The sequence below is a fragment of the Streptomyces sp. A18 genome (genome assembly GCF_059026065.1).
Genome location: NZ_JBWLKL010000021.1, coordinates 1 through 17,744 on the forward strand (window position 1 = coordinate 1; position 17,744 = coordinate 17,744).

At 71.4% G+C, this 17,744-nt stretch carries 15 protein-coding genes; 9 read left to right on the plus strand and 6 right to left on the minus strand.

All coding sequences use genetic code 11. The features are described from left to right. Together AC5P1C_RS27385 and AC5P1C_RS27390 are read left to right on the plus strand one after the other, a co-directional pair. The coding region (locus AC5P1C_RS27385) for an SPFH domain-containing protein (protein ID WP_493868602.1) at window positions 1–558 on the plus strand (558 nt) is incomplete at its 5' end. Between the two features lie 275 nt (window positions 559–833). Continuing rightward, window positions 834–1,919 (plus strand): S1 family peptidase, encoded by a 1,086-nt coding sequence (locus AC5P1C_RS27390; protein ID WP_493868603.1) that lies wholly within the window; start codon window positions 834–836, stop codon window positions 1,917–1,919. A 157-nt stretch (window positions 1,920–2,076) separates the two neighbouring features. Here the strand turns inward: AC5P1C_RS27390 and AC5P1C_RS27395 are convergent, their stop codons facing one another. After that, window positions 2,077–3,222, minus strand: coding sequence for an AAA family ATPase (locus AC5P1C_RS27395; protein ID WP_493868604.1), 1,146 nt, complete (start codon window positions 3,220–3,222; stop codon window positions 2,077–2,079). Window positions 3,223–3,271: 49 nt separating this feature from the next. After that, window positions 3,272–4,324 (minus strand): DUF3533 domain-containing protein, encoded by a 1,053-nt coding sequence (locus tag AC5P1C_RS27400; protein WP_493868605.1) that lies wholly within the window; start codon window positions 4,322–4,324, stop codon window positions 3,272–3,274. Window positions 4,325–4,486: 162 nt separating this feature from the next. Between AC5P1C_RS27400 and AC5P1C_RS27405 the strand changes: the two genes are divergently transcribed. Together AC5P1C_RS27405 and AC5P1C_RS27410 are read left to right on the plus strand one after the other, a co-directional pair. Further along, window positions 4,487–7,936 carry a DNA polymerase III subunit alpha gene (locus AC5P1C_RS27405; protein ID WP_493868606.1) on the plus strand — a complete coding sequence of 1,150 codons (3,450 nt, stop codon included), beginning with the start codon at window positions 4,487–4,489 and terminating at the stop codon, window positions 7,934–7,936. Between the two features lie 185 nt (window positions 7,937–8,121). Next, window positions 8,122–9,060, plus strand: a complete 939-nt coding sequence (locus AC5P1C_RS27410; protein ID WP_493868719.1) for a DNA polymerase Y family protein — start codon at window positions 8,122–8,124, stop codon at window positions 9,058–9,060. A gap of 31 nt (window positions 9,061–9,091) precedes the next feature. On the opposite strand, the gene AC5P1C_RS27415 is transcribed toward AC5P1C_RS27410, so the two are convergent. After that, a complete protein-coding gene (locus AC5P1C_RS27415; RefSeq protein WP_493868607.1) occupies window positions 9,092–9,943 on the minus strand; it encodes an ABC transporter permease in 852 nt (283 codons plus the stop codon). Then, on the minus strand, window positions 9,940–10,848 hold the full coding sequence (locus AC5P1C_RS27420; RefSeq protein WP_493868608.1) for an ATP-binding cassette domain-containing protein: 909 nt from the start codon (window positions 10,846–10,848) through the stop codon (window positions 9,940–9,942). The genes AC5P1C_RS27415 and AC5P1C_RS27420 overlap by 4 nt, the downstream gene beginning before the upstream one ends. Window positions 10,849–10,980: 132 nt before the next feature. Here AC5P1C_RS27420 and AC5P1C_RS27425 point away from each other — a divergent pair, with 132 nt between their 5' ends. The 3 genes from AC5P1C_RS27425 (at window position 10,981) to AC5P1C_RS27435 (ending at window position 14,022) form a co-directional block, all read left to right on the plus strand. After that, a complete protein-coding gene (locus tag AC5P1C_RS27425; RefSeq protein ID WP_493868609.1) occupies window positions 10,981–12,285 on the plus strand; it encodes a sensor histidine kinase in 1,305 nt (434 codons plus the stop codon). Next, the gene (locus tag AC5P1C_RS27430; protein WP_493868610.1) at window positions 12,282–12,953 is read left to right on the plus strand and encodes a response regulator; all 672 of its coding nucleotides are present in this window, start codon (window positions 12,282–12,284) and stop codon (window positions 12,951–12,953) included. Before AC5P1C_RS27425 ends, AC5P1C_RS27430 begins: the two co-directional genes overlap by 4 nt. Window positions 12,954–13,158: 205 nt before the next feature. Further along, window positions 13,159–14,022 (plus strand): esterase/lipase family protein, encoded by an 864-nt coding sequence (locus tag AC5P1C_RS27435; protein WP_493868611.1) that lies wholly within the window; start codon window positions 13,159–13,161, stop codon window positions 14,020–14,022. A gap of 58 nt (window positions 14,023–14,080) precedes the next feature. On the opposite strand, the gene AC5P1C_RS27440 is transcribed toward AC5P1C_RS27435, so the two are convergent. Both AC5P1C_RS27440 and AC5P1C_RS27445 read right to left on the minus strand, forming a co-directional pair. Next, complete coding sequence (locus AC5P1C_RS27440; RefSeq protein WP_493868612.1) at window positions 14,081–15,079, minus strand: lytic polysaccharide monooxygenase auxiliary activity family 9 protein; 999 nt, start codon at window positions 15,077–15,079, stop codon at window positions 14,081–14,083. Between the two features lie 244 nt (window positions 15,080–15,323). Continuing rightward, window positions 15,324–16,010: a response regulator gene (locus AC5P1C_RS27445; RefSeq protein WP_493868613.1), complete on the minus strand. Its 687-nt coding sequence runs from the start codon at window positions 16,008–16,010 to the stop codon at window positions 15,324–15,326. A gap of 213 nt (window positions 16,011–16,223) precedes the next feature. Between AC5P1C_RS27445 and AC5P1C_RS27450 the strand changes: the two genes are divergently transcribed. Beyond that, window positions 16,224–17,207: a Bug family tripartite tricarboxylate transporter substrate binding protein gene (locus AC5P1C_RS27450; protein WP_493868720.1), complete on the plus strand. Its 984-nt coding sequence runs from the start codon at window positions 16,224–16,226 to the stop codon at window positions 17,205–17,207. Beyond that, window positions 17,204–17,743, plus strand: coding sequence for a tripartite tricarboxylate transporter TctB family protein (locus AC5P1C_RS27455; protein WP_493868614.1), 540 nt, complete (start codon window positions 17,204–17,206; stop codon window positions 17,741–17,743). The genes AC5P1C_RS27450 and AC5P1C_RS27455 overlap by 4 nt, the downstream gene beginning before the upstream one ends. Window position 17,744: the final 1 nt, after the last annotated feature.

Sequence of the window (17,744 nt, forward strand, 5' to 3'; positions counted from 1 at the left end):
ATCGGCAAGAGCGACCTGGACGATCTGCTCTCCAACCGCGAGAAGCTCAACCAGGGCCTGGAGTTGATGATCGACTCTCCCGCCGTCGGGTGGGGCGTGCAGATCGACCGGGTCGAGATCAAGGACGTATCGCTCCCGGAGACGATGAAGCGCTCGATGGCGCGGCAGGCCGAGGCCGACCGCGAACGGCGGGCCCGCGTGATCAACGCGGACGCCGAACTGCAGGCCTCCAAGAAGCTGGCCGAGGCCGCGCACGAGATGTCGGACGAGCCGGCCGCCCTCCAGCTGCGGCTGCTGCAGACGGTGGTGGCGGTCGCCGCCGAGAAGAACTCGACGCTGGTGCTGCCCTTCCCCGTGGAGCTGTTGCGCTTCCTGGAGCGGTCCACGCAGCAGCAGCAACAACAGCAGCCCGCCGCCGTGCCCGAGTCTCCCGCTGCCGTGTCCGAGTCCCCCGCCGCCGTGCCTCAGGCTTCCGCCGCGCTGCCGGAATTCGGTACGAGGGATTCGGAAGCCGGAGAGCTGGGTGCGCCAGGAGCGTCGAGAACCGGACAGGACTAGTCCTTACCCGCTGCCGATCACCCGCTCGCACGCGGTGTTTGCAGCGGGAACCGACGTGGTGAGACCGGCGCCGGTGAAGACACGGGGGGCGCAACGTGATTGTCGAGTGCGCGTCCTGAAGTAGACCTTGTGTGCTACCAGGCGGTATCGGGATAGTGGGCCGCACCCTTTGGCATGGACGCGGCTTTCGTAGCGTGAGCGACTCCGTGCCGGTACGCCTTCCGGTCCCCAGGTCCCCACACCGAACGGGCCGACCCCCCACAGGAGGACGTGACTTGAAGCACCGACGCATATCCAAGCGACGTGCAGCCGTGGCAGGTGCGGGCATCACCGCACTGATCGCCGCCGGAATCACCTTCCAGACTGCGAACGCGAGTGAGAGTGCCCCGACCCCCACGCCGGACACCCTCTCGGTCGCGAAGGCCGGAAAGCTCGCCTCGTCCCTGGGCAAGGACCTCGGCCTGGACGCGGCCGGCACGTACTACGACGCCAAGGCCAAGAACCTCGTCGTGAACGTCCTCGACAAGAGCGCGGCCGACGCCGTCGAGTCGGCGGGCGCCAAGGCGAGAATCGTCGAGAACTCCCTCAAGGAGCTCAAGAGCGCCCGCTCGACGCTCAGCGACAAGGCGTCCATCCCCGGCACCTCGTGGGCGGTCGACCCGGCCACCAACAAGGTCGTCGTGACGGCGGACCGCACGGTCAAGGGCGCCGACATGGACAAGCTCGACGCGGTCGTGAAGGGGCTCGGCGGCAAGGCCGAACTCCAGCACAGCAAGGGGGAGTTCAAGCCCTTCATCGCAGGTGGCGACGCCATCTGGGGCGGCGGGAGCCGCTGCTCGCTCGGCTTCAACGTGGTCAAGGACGGCGCTCCGCACTTCCTGACCGCCGGCCACTGCACCGAGGCCGTCACCAGCTGGTCCGAGGAGCAGGGCGGCCCGGCCATCGGTGAGAACGCGGGCTCCAGCTTCCCCGAGAACGACTACGGCATCGTCAAGTACAGCGGCGACACCGCGCACCCGAGCGAGGTCAACCTCTACAACGGTTCGACCCAGGCGATCACCAAGGCGGGCGACGCGACCGTCGGCCAGAAGGTGCAGCGCAGCGGCTCGACCACGCAGCTGCACGACGGCTCGGTGACCGGTCTCGACGCCACCGTGAACTACGGCAACGGCGACATCGTCAACGGACTCATCCAGACCGACGTCTGCGCCGAGCCCGGTGACAGTGGTGGCGCGCTCTTCGCGGGTGACACCGCGCTCGGTCTCACCTCGGGCGGCAGCGGTGACTGCAGCTCGGGCGGCGAGACGTTCTTCCAGCCGGTTCCGGAAGCGCTGAGCGCCTTCGGTGCGGAGATCGGCTGACCCTTCGGGTAGCTTCACAGGAAGTTCCGGTCCCACCCCTGCGAGAGCAGGGGTGGGACTTTTTCTGCGAAACGGGAAGCGCGCCTGATCCGGTTCGCCGTCCGCGGGCCGTGTGTGGCTTGCCGCGCAGTTCCCCGCGCCCCTGACGGGGCGCGGCCTAGCGCTTGGGCCAGTACCACAGCGGCTCGTCCAGTGGCCCTTCGCGCCCTGCCACCGTCGTCTGGCCGAACTCCTTCAGCAGTTCTATGGAGTTCACGTCGAGGCGGTGGCGCGGGGCGCCCTTCTCGATGGCGTCCGCGAGGGGGCGGGCATGGGTCACCAGGACGATCTGCGTGTCCTTCGTCGCGGTCAGGATCAGGTCCGCGAGGGGGCGCAACAGATCCGGGTGCAGGCTCGTCTCCGGCTCGTTCAGGACGAGGAGCGAGGGTGGCCGGGGAGTGAGCAGGGCAGCGGCCCACAGCAGATAGCGCAGCGTTCCGTCGGAGAGCTCGGCCGCTCCGAGGGGGCGGTTCAATCCGCGCTGGTGCAGCTGGAGTTCGAAACGGCCCCCGCTGTCGACGACCCCCACCCGGCTGCCGGGGAAGGCGTCGTCCACCGCCGCGTCGAGGGACGCCGGATCGCCGATCTCGCGGATGGTCTGCAGGGCCGCCGCCAGGTCCGCGCCGTCATGGCCGAGGACGGGGGTGCGGGTGCCGACGCGGGCGGCGCGGGCAGGAGCCTCGGCGTCGGTGCGCACGTGGTCGTAGAGCCGCCAGGAGCGGATCAGTTCGCGCAGCCTGAGCAGGTCGGGGGCCAGCTGCGGGTCGGCCAGTTCGCTCAGCATGCTGTCGTACGGGCGGATGCCCTGGGTGCGGTGCCAGCCGCCGTCGGCGGTGCGGGTGCGCACGGTGGGGCCCGCGCGGTCGCAGAGCAGCGCGGCGGGGCGCAGCACGGGGCCCGCCCAGGTGCACTCGCGCTTGATCTCCGGGTCGAGATTGAACAGGGAGGGTTCGGCGCCCGCGCCCGAGGTGGGGATCGGGTGCCCGAAGTCGACCGCGTACCCGAACTCGTCGCCCGCGAAGCCCAGGCGCAGGCTGGTCGGCTCCGCCTTCGTGGGGCCCGCCCACAGCGCGGAGGGCAGCCCGCCCTCGCGGGCGAGCGCGGCCACCGCACCGCCTCGGGCCGACTCGGCGAGCAGGCGCAGCGCGCGGTACAGGCTCGACTTGCCGGTGCCGTTCGCGCCCGTCACTACGTTCAGGCGGTCCAGCGGGACGATCAGTTTGCGCAGGGAGCGGTAGTTCTCGACCGCCAGGGTGGTGATCATTGCTCAAGCCTCGCACCCGGGTCTGACAACGGCCGCGGGGAGCGGGTCTTCACCGGCGGTGGGCGCCGGTGTCTCCCGTGTCCTCCATCGCGGGCCGCCGGCCCGGCTGGTGGTCGCCGCGCAGCGCGGACATGACCAGGGTCACGGCGGTGCCCACGACGGCCCAGGCGGTGAGCACCAGCATCGGTCCGGTGATCGCGTTGCCCTTGAAGTACGCGATCGAGCGCGCCACCCAGGTGCCCGCGCCCGGCGGCAGCCAGGGGCCGATCTCCTTCCAGAACGGCGGCAGCATCGGCAGCGGGAAGGCGCCGCCCGCGCTCGGGTTGCCCGCGATCACGACGAGCAGGACCGCGAGGCCGATACCCACGATGCCGGTGAGCGACTGCAGGGCGAGCGTGATCATGCCGACCCCGAAGACGACCAGTGACCCCAGGCCCCACAGGCCCATGATGCTGCCGGGCAGGGCGCCGAGGATCGGCCCGATGATCAGCGCGCCGCCCAGGCCGCCCGCGATCGAGTAGAGCGCCATGACGCCGGTCCTGATCAGCGCGCGCGGGCCGTTGGCGGCCCGGGAGCCCGCGCTGATCGCCAGGATCGACGCGCACAGATAGCCGCCGACGCACCAGCCGACGACCAGGTAGAAGGACGAGAGGCCGTCGAAGTCCTTGGTGGACGCGGGGGCCACGTCCACGGTCTTGACCGTCCGCTTCTGGGCCCCTTCGACCTCGGTGGCGATCTTCTCCAGCGCGGTGGCCAGGACGGTGCCGCCGCCCGAGCCGACCAGGAGGGTGTCGGTGGTGCCCCGGGGGTCGACGATCAGGGCGCCGTCGATGTCGCGGTTCATGATCTGGTGCCGGGCCGCGGCCTCGTCCTTGACCACGCGCGGGTCGAGTGGTTCACCGGGGAGTTTCCCGAGCTTGTCCGAGGTCTCCTCGGCCGCGGGGCCCGGAGCGACGACTCCGAAGGGCACGTCCTTCGGTTTCGGGTCGTGCAGGGCCCCTACGTAGGAGGCGATGAACAGCAGCTGCAGGGCCAGTACACCGATGACCAGCAGGGCTGCTCGCGGGGTGACGGCGCTCTTCAACTCATCGGTGAAACTCATGCACCCACGCTCCGTGGCCTCTGTCGTTCCCGCAGGTGGGCGGGGCCGAATGGGCGACGAGGGGTGCCGTTCGACTCGGGTGTCGTACGTACGTTCGAAACTTGGTCTATGGTGGAGGCGGGGGATGTGAGGTCGGATCGGTTCAGGGTTCAGGAGGTGCGTGTGCCAGGGTTCACGCATCTGCACACCGTCTCCGGGTTCTCCCCGCGCTACGGCGCCTCGCACCCGGAGCGGCTCGCCGAGCGCGCCGCCGAGCGGGGCATGGACGCCCTCGCGCTCACCGACCGGGACACCCTCGCGGGCACCGTCCGGTTCGCCAAGGCCTGCGCGAAGGCGGGGGTGCGGCCCCTGTTCGGGACCGAGCTCGCGGTGGGTGAGCCTGCCCCGGCAGGCGGTGCGCGGCGACGGACCCCGGTGCGCGGAGGTGCCTTCATCGACGAGTCGACCCCGCGCGTCACTTTCCTCGCCCGCGACGGCGCCACCGGCTGGGCCGCGCTGTGCCGCCTGATCACCGCAGCGCACCGGAGCGGCGAGGCCCGGCCCGTGCTCCCGTGGGAGGAGAACCACGGCGACGGCATGACCGTGCTGCTCGGCCCCGCTTCCGACGTGGGGCGCGCGCTCGCCGCCGGACGCCCCGACCGCGCCGCCCGCCTCCTCACCCCCTGGCGCGAGCGCTACGGAGACGCGCTGCGCCTGGAGTCCGTGTGGCACGGCCGCGAGGGCACTGGACCCGGTTCGCTCCGCCTCGCCGCCCGCACCGTCGGCTTCGCCGCCGAGCAGCGCGTCCGCCCCGTCCTGAGCAACGCCGTCCGCTACGCCGACGCGGGCCTCGGTCCGGTCGCCGACGTGCTCGACGCCGCGCGCCGCCTCGTCCCCGTCGACCCGACCAAGGAACTCGACAGCGGGGAGCGGTGGTTGAAGGGCGCCGACGCCATGCTGGGCAACGCCGAGCGGATCGTGGAGGCGGCAGGATTCCGCCGTGACACCGCTCACCGTCTCGTCGAGCAGACGCAGACGGCCGCCGCCGAGTGCCTCGTCGACCCCGAGGACGACATCGGCATCGGCTCCGTGCGCTTCCCCGAGCCGCACCTCGTCGGCGCGGGCCGCCGTACCGCGCAGCGCGTGCTCGCGTCGCGGGCGGCTGCGGGCATGGTGCTGCGCGGCCATGACTCCCGCCGGGAGTACTGGGAGCGGATGCACCACGAGCTGGACATCATCGCGTACCACGGCTTCGCCTCCTATTTCCTCACCGTGGCCCAAGTGGTCGACGACGTACGCGACTTGGGGATCCGCGTCGCGGCGCGCGGCTCCGGAGCCGGGTCCCTGGTCAATCACCTCATCGGCATCGCGCACGCCGACCCCGTCGAACACGGCCTGCTCATGGAGCGGTTCCTGTCCACGCGCCGTGCCGTCCTGCCGGACATCGACATCGACGTGGAGTCGGCCCGCCGCCTCGAGGTCTACCGCGCGATCATCGGCCGCTTCGGCACCGAGCGGGTCGCGACCGTCTCCATGCCCGAGACCTACCGCGTCCGCCACGCCATCCGGGACGTGGGCGCCGCCCTCTCCATGGATCCGGCCGAGATCGACAAGCTCGCCAAAGCCTTCCCGCACATCCGCGCGCGGGACGCCCGCTCTGCGATGGACGAGCTGCCCGAACTGCGGGCGGTGGCAGGGGAATCGGAGAAGCACGGTCGCCTGTGGGAGCTGGTCGAGGCGCTGGACGCGCTGCCGCGCGGGATCGCGATGCACCCGTGCGGGGTGCTGCTCTCCGATGCCTCGCTGCTCGCGCGTACGCCCGTCGTGCCCACCAGCGGCGAGGGCTTTCCCATGTCCCAGTTCGACAAGGAGGACGTGGAGGACCTCGGGCTGCTCAAGCTCGACGTGCTCGGCGTGCGGGTGCAGTCGGCGATGGCGCACGCGGTGGGGGAGGTCGAGCGGGCCACGGGCGAGCGGGTGGACGTGGACGCGGTGCCGCCGGGGGACCCGGCGACGTATCAACTCATCAGGTCCGCCGAGACGTTGGGCTGTTTCCAGATCGAGTCGCCGGGCCAGCGGGACCTGGTCGGGCGGCTGCAGCCCGCGACCTTCCACGACCTGGTCGTGGACATCTCGCTCTTCCGGCCGGGTCCTGTCGCCGCCGACATGGTGCGGCCCTTCATCGAGGCCCGGCACGGCCGCGCGCCCATCCGCTATCCGCACCCGGACCTGGCGGGGCCGCTCAAGGAGACGTACGGCGTCGTCGTCTTCCACGAGCAGATCATCGAGATCGTGGACATCATGACCGGCTGCGGGCGCGACGAGGCGGACCGGGTGCGGCGCGGGCTCTCCGACCCCGAGTCGCAGGGGCGGATCCGGTTCTGGTTCGCGCAGCAGGCGGCGGCCAAGGGGTACGACGCCGAGACGATCGGGCGGACCTGGGAGATCATCGAGGCCTTCGGTTCGTACGGCTTCTGCAAGGCGCACGCGGTGGCCTTCGCGGTGCCGACATACCAGTCGGCGTGGCTGAAGACCCATCACCCGGCCGCCTTCTACGCCGGGTTGCTCACCCACGACCCCGGCATGTACCCGAAGCGGCTGCTGCTCGCGGACGCGCGGCGGCGGGGGGTGCCGATCCTTCCGCTGGACGTGAACCGGTCCGCGGTCGCTCACCGTATCGAACTGGTGTCCGAGCCCAGGGAGGCTTGGGGCCTGCGCCTCGCGCTCTCCGACGTCCACGGCATCAGCGAGGCCGAGGCCGCGCGGATCGCGGACGGGCAGCCCTACGCCTCGCTCCTCGACTTCTGGGAGCGGGCAAGGCCCGGCAAACCGGTGGCGCAGCGGCTTGCGCAGGTCGGTGCGCTCGACGCGTTCGGCGCCAACCGCCGTGATCTGCAACTGCACCTGACGGAGCTCCGGCGGGGCTCGCGGGGTGCGTCCGGCGGTCAACTCCCCTTGTCCGGCGGGCGGAAGACGGCCCCGGCGGGGCTGCCCGACCTGGACGACGCGGAACGGCTCAGCGCCGAGCTCGGCGTCCTGGGCATGGACTCCTCGCGCCATCTCATGGGCGACCACGCGGAGTTCCTGCGGGAGCTCGGCGTGCTGACGGCCCGTCGCCTCCGGGAGGCCGAGCACGGGGCGACCGTCCTTGTCGCGGGCGCCAAGGCGGCCACCCAGACCCCGCCGATCCGCTCCGGGAAGCGGGTCATCTTCACCACTCTGGACGACGGTACGGGCCTGGTCGACCTGGCCTTCTTCGACGACGCCCACGAACGGTGCGCGCACACCGTCTTCCACTCCTGGCTGCTCCTGGTCCGCGGAGTGGTGCAGCGGCGCGGCCCGCGCAGCCTCAGCGTGGTCGGCGCGGCGGCGTGGAACCTGGCGGAACTGGTGGAGCTGCGGCAGGAGGGCGGGCTCGAAGCGGTGGGCGCGCGGCTCGCCGAGCCGGGACCGGAGGAAGAGCCTGACGGATCCCCGGCGGGCGACGGTACCTCGCCCCCGGCGGACGGCGGGCGCCGCATCCGGATGTCCACGGGGTACGAGATGCACCCCTGGGCCGACCTGCAGCCACCCGGTGAACGGGCGGCGACAGGGCGGAAGTTGTGGCATCAGAGCCCGGGGAGTGCGGGATGAGCGGGGCGGAGCGGGAGCGGGCGGAGACGCCGGAGACGCCGGAGATGTCGGAGACGCCGGGGGAGGGCGAGGGTGGGTGCTGGGTGCCGATGCGGGTGTCTGATTCCGAACCCGATTCCGAGCCCGAGCCCGAGTCCGAGTCCGAGCCTGCGGGCGTTCTCCACGTGCGTTTCCTCCTCCCGCCCATGTACGAAGCCGTCCTCCCCCAACTGCTCTCGCTGCTATCCGAGTTCACCCCCGGGGTCGAAGCCCTGCCGCCCGACTCGGCGGTCGTCGACATACGGGGAGCGATGCGTTACTTCGGGCGTGATGCCGTCCAGCTCGCCTCGGTGATACGGGTGCGGGCGCTCGCCCTCTACGGAGTGGACTGTGTGATCGGTGCCGGGCCGGGGCCCATGGTGGCGCGGATGGCCGTGCGGGACGCCGTGCCGGGCGTGACCCGGGTGGTGGGCCCGGACCCCGGCTCCGTCGCGGAGTTCCTGGGACCGAAGCCGGTCGGCGAACTGCCGGGGGTCGGACGTGCCACCGCCCGCACCCTCTGCTCGTACGGGCTCGACTCCGTCGGCAAGGTGGCCGCCGCGCCGCTGTCCACGCTGCAGCGCCTCGTCGGCGCCCGCGCCGGCCGCGAGCTGCACGAGAAGGCGCACGGCGTCGACCGCGCGCACGTCGTGCCGAATGCCGCCGCCCGCTCCCTTGCCTCGGAACGGCCCTTCCCCCGCGATGAGTTGGACCCCACGCGGCACCGCAGGGCGCTGCTCTCGATCACCGAAGAACTCGGTGCGCGGATGCGCGACGAGGGCCAGGTGTGCCGCTCCCTGACCCTCACCGTGCGGTACGCCGACCGTTCCACGACGACCCGCACCCGTACGCTGCCCGAGCCGACCGCGCACTCCTCCGCCCTGACCGGATCCGCGTACCGGATGTACGAGGCGCTCGGCCTCCAGCGGGCCCGGGTGCGCGGCATCTCGCTGCGCGCCGAAGGGCTCGGCCCCGCCGAGCACGCCGCCCACCAGCTGATGTTCGACCCGGTGGACGACAGGGCCCGCCGGATCGAGGCGGTGGCCGACCGGGCACGGGCGAAGTTCGGCCCCGGCGCGATCGTGCCGGGAACGCTGGCCGCGTAACCGCGTAACCGCGTAACCGAGTTCCGGGGGGCTACAGGTCGCGGCGGTGCTCCGTCACGACCGTGACGGCCGCCGCCACCAGCGGCCACACCGCGAACACGATCCACGCCTCGGTGACCGAGACCGGGTACGGGCCCTCCGGGAAGCCGATCGAAGGGTTCTCGACCAGCTTCTGCCACGCGGTGACCGGCATCGCGTTGCCGATCTCCATGACCCAGCGATGGGTATCGCTCTGGAAGAGCGCGGGGAGCAGGAGCAGCGTGATCAAGGTCGTGACGACGGTGCCCGTGGCGTGCCGCACGAGGGCGCCGACCGCCATGCCGACCAGCGCGCACAACGGAGCGAGCAGAGCACCCGCCGCGACGGCATGCAGCGCGCCGGGATCACCGAGCGACAGGCCGCCGTACTCCCTCAGGATCGCCTGGGTCGCGCCGAACGAAGCCCCCGACACCACCGCGCCGAGCACGAGCATCACCGCCGCCACGACGGCCACCTTGGCCGTCGCCACAGCGCGCCGGTCGGGGACGGCCGCGAACGTCGTACGCGCAAGACCGCTGGTGTACTCGCCGAAGACGGCGATGGCGCCGACACTGCCCGCGATGACCATGAAGATCTGCCAGGCGGGATCGACGAAGGCGGTGTGCAGCGGATCGAACCGCATGTGTGGATCCAGGCCGTCCGGGGGCGGCAGGTGCGCGAGGTGATCGGCGTTGGACCGCGCGGAGTTCACGTTGATCCCGACGACGACCAGCGCGCCGACCCCGAGGACCCAGTACGTGGAACGCAGCGACCAGAGTTTGATCCACTCGGCGGCCACGAGGTCGCGGAATCGGGCGCGGGGTTCTTCCTTCGCGGCGACCGCGAGGGCGAGTGTCGTCGTCATCGGGCTTCTCCTGCCAGGTATTCCGCGCTGTCGGCGGTGAGTTCCATGAACGCCTCCTCCAAGGACGCGGTCCGAGTGGTCAACTCGTGCAGCAACACCCGTCGCTGGAAGGCGAGTTCGCCGATACGGGCGGCGGGCAGACCGGTCACGGTAAGCGCGTCGCAGTCCGCCTCCACCGACGCGCCTTCGGCGCTCAGTGCGTCCGCCAGCGTCAGGGCGTCCGGCGTACGCACGGTCACGCTCAGCCGAGTCCCCCGCGCCGCGAAGTCCGTGAGGCTCTCGGCCGCTATCAACTCGCCCCGGCCGATGACGATGAGCTCGTCGGCGGTGTTCTCCATCTCGGACATGAGATGGCTGGACACGAAGACGGCGCGGCCCTCGGCGGCCAGGCGCCGGAAGAGCCCTCGTACCCACAACACGCCTTCCGGATCCAGCCCGTTGAGGGGTTCGTCGAAGAGCAGCACCGGTGGATCGCCGAGGAGAGCCGTCGCGATCCCGAGCCGCTGCCGCATGCCCAGCGAGAATCCGCCGGTGCGCTGCCGGGCCACGTCGGCGAGGCCGACCTCGCGCAGCACCTCGTCGACCCGGGCCCGCGGGATGCGGTTGCCGCGGGCCAGAGCGGCCAGGTGGGCCACCGCGGTGCGCCCGGCGTGCACGTCGCCCGCGTCGAGCAGCGCGCCGACGTGCCGCAGGCCGCGCGGCCGGTCACGGAAGGGGCGGCCGTCGATGGTCGCGGTTCCGTCGCTGGGTTCGATCAGGCCGAGGAGCATCCGCAGGGTGGTCGTCTTGCCCGCGCCGTTCGGTCCGAGGAACCCGGTGACCCGCCCCGGGCGCACGGTGAAACTCAGCTTCCGTACGGCGTACTTGGCGCCGTATCGCTTCGTCAGTTCGTCGACTTGAATCACGTGGCCCACGGTGCCGCCGGCCGGGGCCGCACGGCATCGGGCCGAAGGCCACACCCGCCGCGGCTCGGTAGCCCACGGGCGTAGGACCGTGGGCCAATACCCCTGCGGGCAACGGGCACATACGATCGGCGCATGGACATCGACCCAGGTCAGCCCGCGACCGAGGAGGTACGGGGCCGACGCGTGCCCGGACGTCTGTGGCCGTCGGTGCGTGCGGCCCTGGCCTGGAGCGGAGCCGTCGTCCACCCGTTCGTCACGTACGTGACCTTCGACCACGGACAGCAGGGCTTCGACCTTCTGATGGTCCTCGCGTCGATCGCGCTGACGGCCGTGGTCGCCTCGCTCCTCAGACGCAGGCCACTGCCGGCGCTGTCCTTCCTGCTGCTGGGCGCGGTGGCGGCCACGATGGAGATGCGCAAGACGGAGGTCAGCTATCTCCAGACGCTGGTCGGGGTCTGCGCCGTCGGCTATCTCGCCGCCACCCGGCCGCGCCGCACCTCCGTCGTCGCCGCCCTCATGGCGTTCACGACGCAGGCCATCACTCTCTTCGCCTTCCCGCCCGACGGCGACTGCCGGCCCCCGTACCAGGCGGGCGGCTGCGGATCCTCCGGCTGGGCGAGCAACAACGGCGAGACCGTCGCGTTCATCGCCGTCGCCCTCATCGCGGCCTGGACGGCGGGCAGTTCGGCCCGCGAGCGCCGTACGCACGCCGACGTGCTGCGCGCCCAGGCCACCGCCCGTGCTGTCACCGCCGAACGGCTGCGCATCGCACGGGAGTTGCACGACATGATCGCGCACAGCATCGGCGTCATCGCCATCCAGGCGGGCGTGGGCAGCCGGGTCATCGACACCCAGCCCGCGGAGGCCCGCAACGCGCTCACCACCATCGAGGCCACCAGCAGGGAGACCCTCGCGGGTCTGCGCCGGACGCTGGTCGCGTTGCGCAGACCCGAGCCGGAGCCGGGAGCCGTTCACGCACCGGATCCGGGAGCCGCCGATGGGACGGGCTCCGCCCGCGACGCGTCCGCCGCGCCACCCCGCGAACCCGCCCCCGGGCTCGCCGACGTCGACCGCCTCGCCGCGTCGGCGCTCGACGCCGGGGTCCACGCGGAGGTCATATGGCGGGGGGAGCGCGGGCCGCTGCCCGCCGACATCGACCTGGCCGCGTTCCGCATCCTTCAGGAGGCCCTCACCAATGTCGTACGCCATGCGGGAACGGATACCTGCCGGGTGACCGTCGCGCGGCGGGACGGCGAGCTGTCCCTCGGGATAGAGGACGACGGCCGCGGCGGACTGCCCGCGGGTATCGGCTTCGGCCTCGTCGGCATGCGCGAGCGCGTCGCCCTGCTGCACGGCCGGTTCACCGCGGGACCGCGCCCTGAGGGCGGCTTCCGGGTGACGGCCCTGCTGCCCCTGCCGCCGGAGGCGGCGCGGTGACCGGCCCCGCCGTCCGCGTCCTCCTGGCCGACGACCAGCCCCTCGTCCGCGCGGGCCTGCGCGTCCTGATGGTCGACACCCCCGACATCGAGGTCGTGGGGGAGGCGGGGACGGGCGCCGATGCGGTCCGACTGGCCCGTGACGTACGTCCCGACGTCGTCGTGATGGACATCCGCATGCCCGGCATGGACGGCATCGAGGCCACGCGCCGCATCATGAGCGAGTCCGGCGCGACGACACGCGTCCTCGTCCTCACCACCTTCGACGATGACGACTACGTGTACGGGGCGCTCCGCGCGGGCGCGAGCGGATTCCTCGTCAAGGACATGGCGCTGGAGGACATCCTCGCGGCGATCCACGTGGTGGCCGCCGGGGACGGGCTGATCGCGCCGAGCGTCACCCGGCGCCTGATCGAGGAGTTCGCCGCGCGGCCCGAGCCCACGCCCTCGGTGCGGCGGACCGTGGACGGCATCACGGACCGCGAGTGCGAGGTGCTCACGCTGGTCGGACGCGGCCTGTCGAACGCGGAGATCGCGGCCGAGCTCGTCATCACCGTGGCCACGGTCAAGGCGCATGTGGCGCGGCTCTTCACCAAGCTGGACTCCCGTGACCGGGTCCAACTGGTCATCATCGCCTACGAGGTGGGGCTGGTGGAGCCCCCTCGGTAGGAGCCGGAACGGGGCCGGGGGCACCGGGAGGGGCCCGTGACGGGGGCCGTGAGGGATCGCGCCAGTGATTACTGGAAAGTTTTACTGACGCGTAACTTCACACTTCTACGACCCGCGCTTAATTTGGCGTGTGCACGGCATCCTCGTGATCCGGATCACAGGGCTCACTCATCGCAACTCCCTTGAGCCGCAAGGAGATCACACGATGCTGCCCTGGAGACGAGCGCTCAGAGCGTTCACCGCCGCCCTTCTCATGACGGGCGCGCTCACCCTCGCCCCGGCCGCCACGGCGTCCGCCGAACCTGCTGCCGCCGCCTCGTCGCGCGGCTGGAACGACTACGACTGCGAGCCGTCCGCCGCCCATCCGCGCCCCGTGGTCCTCGTCCACGGAACCTTCGGCAACTCCATCGACAACTGGCTCGTGCTCGCGCCCTACTTGGTCAAGCGCGGCTACTGCGTCTACTCCCTCGACTACGGCCAGCTGCCCGGTGTGCCGTTCTTCAACGGCCTCGGCCCGATCGACAGATCGGCCGAGCAGCTCGATGGTTTCGTCGACAAGGTGCTCGCCTCGACGGGCGCCGCCGAAGCGGACCTCGTGGGCCACTCACAGGGCGGCATGATGCCCCGCTACTACCTGAAGTTCCTCGGCGGTGCGGAGAAGGTGAACGCCCTCATCGGCCTGGCGCCCGACAACCACGGCACCACCCTGCTCGGCCTGACGAAACTGCTGCCCTACTTCCCGGGCATCGAGGACCTGCTCACCACCAAGACCCCGAGCCTCGCCGACCAGGTGGCCGGATCGCCGTTCCTGACCAAGCTCAACGAAGGCGGCGACACCGTCCCCGGCGTCCGCTACACCGTCATCGCCACCAAGTACGACGAGGTGGTCACCCCGTACCGCACGCAGTTCCTGAACGGCCCCGGCGTACGCAACGTCACCGTCCAGGATCTGTGCCCCGTCGACCTCTCCGAGCACGTGGCGATCGGCATCCTCGACCGGGTCGCGCACCACGAGGTCGCCAACGCCCTGGACCCGGCGCACGCGACACCGACCACCTGCTTCTCCTGAACCGTGAGCCGCCGCTGACTGGGCTCAGCGGCGGCTCACGGCGTTCTCAGGGGGGGGCTCAGCGGCCGTGGCGTGCCGTCCGGCGGCGGGCCGTGCCGAACATGGCCGCGGCACCGATCGCGAGGGCGGCGGCGCCACCGATCGCGATGTACGGGGTGGTGCTGTCGCCACCGGTCTCGGCGAGGTTCTCGTCGGCCGCCGCGACGGGCTTCGCCGCGCCGCCGTTCACCTCGGGCTCGTTGGCCGCGGCGTCGTCACCCGCGGCCGGAGCCGCCTCGGTGGCCTCGGCGCCCGTCTTGGCGTCGCTGTCACCGTGGCCCTTGTGCTCGACGGTGGACTTCTCCGCGCCCGCGGCGATGTCCTTCTCCGAGGGGGCGGAGGCGACGGGGGCCTCAGCCGCTGCGTCGCCGCCACCGCTGTCCTTGCCGAAGACGACGTCGGAGCAGGTGTAGAAGGCCTCGGGGGAGTCCGAGCGCTGCCAGATCGAGTAGATGAGGTGGCGGCCCGACTTGGCCGGGACCTTGCCGTCGAAGACGTAGTCGCCGTTCTCCATCTTCGGGTCGGCGACGTCGACGAACGGCTTCTCCTCCAGGTCAGACCACTTCAGGGGCTTGGTCGGGTCGTACGAGTCCTTCGTGATGTACAGCTCGAAGGAGCCCTTGTGCGGGGCGGTGCCCTTGTAGTGGAAGGTGTGGTTGCCGCCGGACATCTTGCTGGACGGCCAGTCGGCGCGCGGCAGGTCGAGGCCCTTGTACTTGTCGTTGCCGGCGCTGCACAGCTTGCCGTCGGGGATGATCTCCTTCGACTTGCCGGCGGCGTTGGCGATGTTCACGCCGTTCCAGTCGTAGAAGGCCTGCGCGCCGCTGGCCGCGACAGCCGCCTTGCAGGCGGCCGAGGTCGGCGACTCCGGGCCCTCCTGGAAGCACGCGGAGACACGGCTCACCGGGTCCGTCATCGAACCGTGCGCGGCGGCGGGGGCGGCCGACAGGGCGGTCAGGGCGAGCGGGGCGATGCCGACGGCGGCGATCGCGGCGACCTTGCTTCGGCGTGCGGTCATGAGTGGTTCTCCTCAGCGGCGGTTCTGGGGGTGTGGGGGACACGAGACGGTTGCGAACGGCCGGTGCCGCCCCCCGATCGCGTGCGGCGCCGACGGTTCGTAACCGCCCCGGCGCCGAGAAAGCTAGCCGCTCGAAACCCCGAATTCGCCTGCTGAGAGGGGGTGATGGCGATCTTTATGGTCGAGTTAAGGGAGCCCTCAGGCTCCGCTCAGGTCGCGCCCGAATTGCGCCCCCAGCGGAGCGTCACCGCACCCACCGGTACCGCCGCTCCGGACGCCCCGTCCCCCCGTACCGAAGTGTCACCTCGACCCGCCCCGTGTCCGCGAAGAACTCCAGATAGCGGCGCGCGCTGACCCGGGAGAGTGCCCCCTCCTGTGCGCACTCCGATGCCGAAAGCCCGCCCGGGTGGCCCCGCAGCGTCTGCTCGACCAGGTCCGCCGTGTGTGCCGCCAAGCCCTTCGGGAGTTCGCGGGAGCCGGGTGGGCGGGGGCCGAAGAGCTGGTCGACGTCCTCCTGGCGCGCCTCGTCCAGGCCGTCGAGGCGGGCCCGCAACGCCGCCACGTGCAGCAACTGCTCGCGCAGCGCCGCCTGGTTGAACGGCTTGATCAAGTAGTGCAGCGCACCGGCCCGCAGCGCCGCCCGCACGATCTCCGCGTCCCTCGCGGCCGTGATGAACAGCGCGTCCAGCGGCTGCCGGTCCCGGTCGCGCTCCTCGGCGGCCCGCAACTCCCGCAGCACCGCGATGCCGTCCATATCGGGCAGATAGACGTCAAGGAGTACGAGATCGGGGCGCAGCCGCTCCACCGCCGCAAGCGCCTCCGTACCGCTGTGCGCCACTCCCACCACCGAGAATCCGTCCACCGCGGACACATATCGGCTGTGCAGTTTGGCGACCATGAAGTCGTCGTCCACGACCAGCACCCTTGTCATCGCCGCAGGCTATGGGCGCGACCACAACGACCACAACGTCCGTTGATTGCGGAAGAGAGACAGCTCCTTAACGCGCAGGCAACATGTGGGCCACCTCACAGGTATCCCCGTCCCCGCGGACAGCGGCCGGGTTCCCGCCCCCACGGGGAACCCGGCCGCACCAATTCCTCCGTACCGACATCGACTCCTACGTACCGACAGGTGGTGGCACTCGTGCGTCTGCGCACACCCCTTGCCCTGCTCGGGGCCGCGCTGCTCGTGCTCGCAGGGCCGCCGCTGCTCTCGACGGGCAGCGGCACCGAGACCGGCACACAGATCCCCGGCCTGCGCCTCATGGTCCCCAACACGCCGGGCGGCGGCTACGACATCACCGCCCGCACGGCGGCGAAGAACGCCGAGGACGCCGGCCTCACCCACAACATCGAGGTGTTCAACCTGCCCGGCGCGGGCGGCACCGTGGGCCTCAGCCGCCTCGTCGGCGAGCACGGCAACGGCAAGCTCGCGATGTCCATGGGTCTGGGCGTCGTGGGCGCCGCACGCTCCAACGACTCGGCCAAGACCCTCGCCGACACCACCCCCATCGCCCGCCTCACCGAAGAGCCGGACGTCGTCGTGGTCGCCAAGGACTCCCCGTACAAGAACATCAAGCAGCTGGTCACCGCCTGGAAGAAGAACCCCGGCAAGCTCCCCGTCGGCGGCGGATCGTCCCCCGGTGGCCCCGACCACCTCGCCCCGATGCTGATGGCACGCGCCGCCGGGATCGACCCGAAGAAGGTCAACTACGTTCCCTTCGACGGCGGCGGCGAACTCCTCGCGTCGATCCTCGGCAAGAAGGTCGCGTTCGGCGTCTCGGGCGTCGGCGAGTACCTGGACCAGATCAAGTCGGGTGAGCTGCGGCTCCTTGCTGTCACCGGGCCTGAGCGCGTCGACGGGCTCAAGGGTCCGACCCTCAAGGAGTCCGGCTACGACGTGAACTTCACCAACTGGCGCGGCATCGTCGCACCGCCCGGCCTCTCCGACGCGGAACGCAAGAAGCTCACCGGCCTGGTCAGGAAGCTGCACGACTCCCCTCAGTGGCGCAAGTCCCTCAAGACCAACGGCTGGGACGACGCCTTCCTCACCGGCGACAAGTTCGGTGACTTCCTGGCCGCCCAGGACAAGAGCGTGGTGTCCGTGCTGAAGGAGCTGGGACTGTGACGACGTCCACGACCGGAACCCCGCCCGAGCAGAGCGGCGGCCGCCGCGCCTGGCTGCGCGAGCACTCCGAACTCGGCGTCTGCGTGATGCTGTTGGTGCTCGGCGCCCTCGTGCTCACCGACGCGCTCACCATGGACGTCGAGATCGCCCAACGCGGCCCGATCGGCCCCAAGACCGTCCCGATCGCCGTGGGCATCGGACTCCTGCTCGTCGCCGTGATCCTCGCGATCGACGTCCTGCGCGGCGGCCGCGGCGAGGCCGAGGGCGGCGAGGACATCGACCTGTCCGAACCCGCCGACTGGCGCACCGTGGTGCTCCTCGCCGGAGTCTTCCTCGGCGCCGCCGTCCTCATCGATCCGCTCGGCTTCCCCATCGCGGGCGCCCTGCTCTTCTGGGGCGCCGCCTACGCCCTGGGCAGCCGTCACCTGGACCGCGACCCGCTCATCGCGGCAGGGCTCTCCCTGCTCACGTACGTCGTCTTCAACAACTTGCTCGGGGTGCCGCTCCCCGGCGGACCGCTGATGGGAGTGCTGTGAC

Coding starts and splice junctions, on each gene's coding strand:
- AC5P1C_RS27395 (WP_493868604.1), bottom strand. CDS start 3,222: ATGATCACCACCCTGGCGGTCGAGAACTACCGCTCCCTGCGCAAACTG.
- AC5P1C_RS27400 (WP_493868605.1), bottom strand. CDS start 4,324: ATGAGTTTCACCGATGAGTTGAAGAGCGCCGTCACCCCGCGAGCAGCC.
- AC5P1C_RS27410 (WP_493868719.1), top strand. CDS start 8,122: ATGTACGAAGCCGTCCTCCCCCAACTGCTCTCGCTGCTATCCGAGTTC.
- AC5P1C_RS27415 (WP_493868607.1), bottom strand. CDS start 9,943: ATGACGACGACACTCGCCCTCGCGGTCGCCGCGAAGGAAGAACCCCGC.
- AC5P1C_RS27425 (WP_493868609.1), top strand. CDS start 10,981: ATGGACATCGACCCAGGTCAGCCCGCGACCGAGGAGGTACGGGGCCGA.
- AC5P1C_RS27435 (WP_493868611.1), top strand. CDS start 13,159: ATGCTGCCCTGGAGACGAGCGCTCAGAGCGTTCACCGCCGCCCTTCTC.
- AC5P1C_RS27440 (WP_493868612.1), bottom strand. CDS start 15,079: ATGACCGCACGCCGAAGCAAGGTCGCCGCGATCGCCGCCGTCGGCATC.
- AC5P1C_RS27445 (WP_493868613.1), bottom strand. CDS start 16,010: ATGACAAGGGTGCTGGTCGTGGACGACGACTTCATGGTCGCCAAACTG.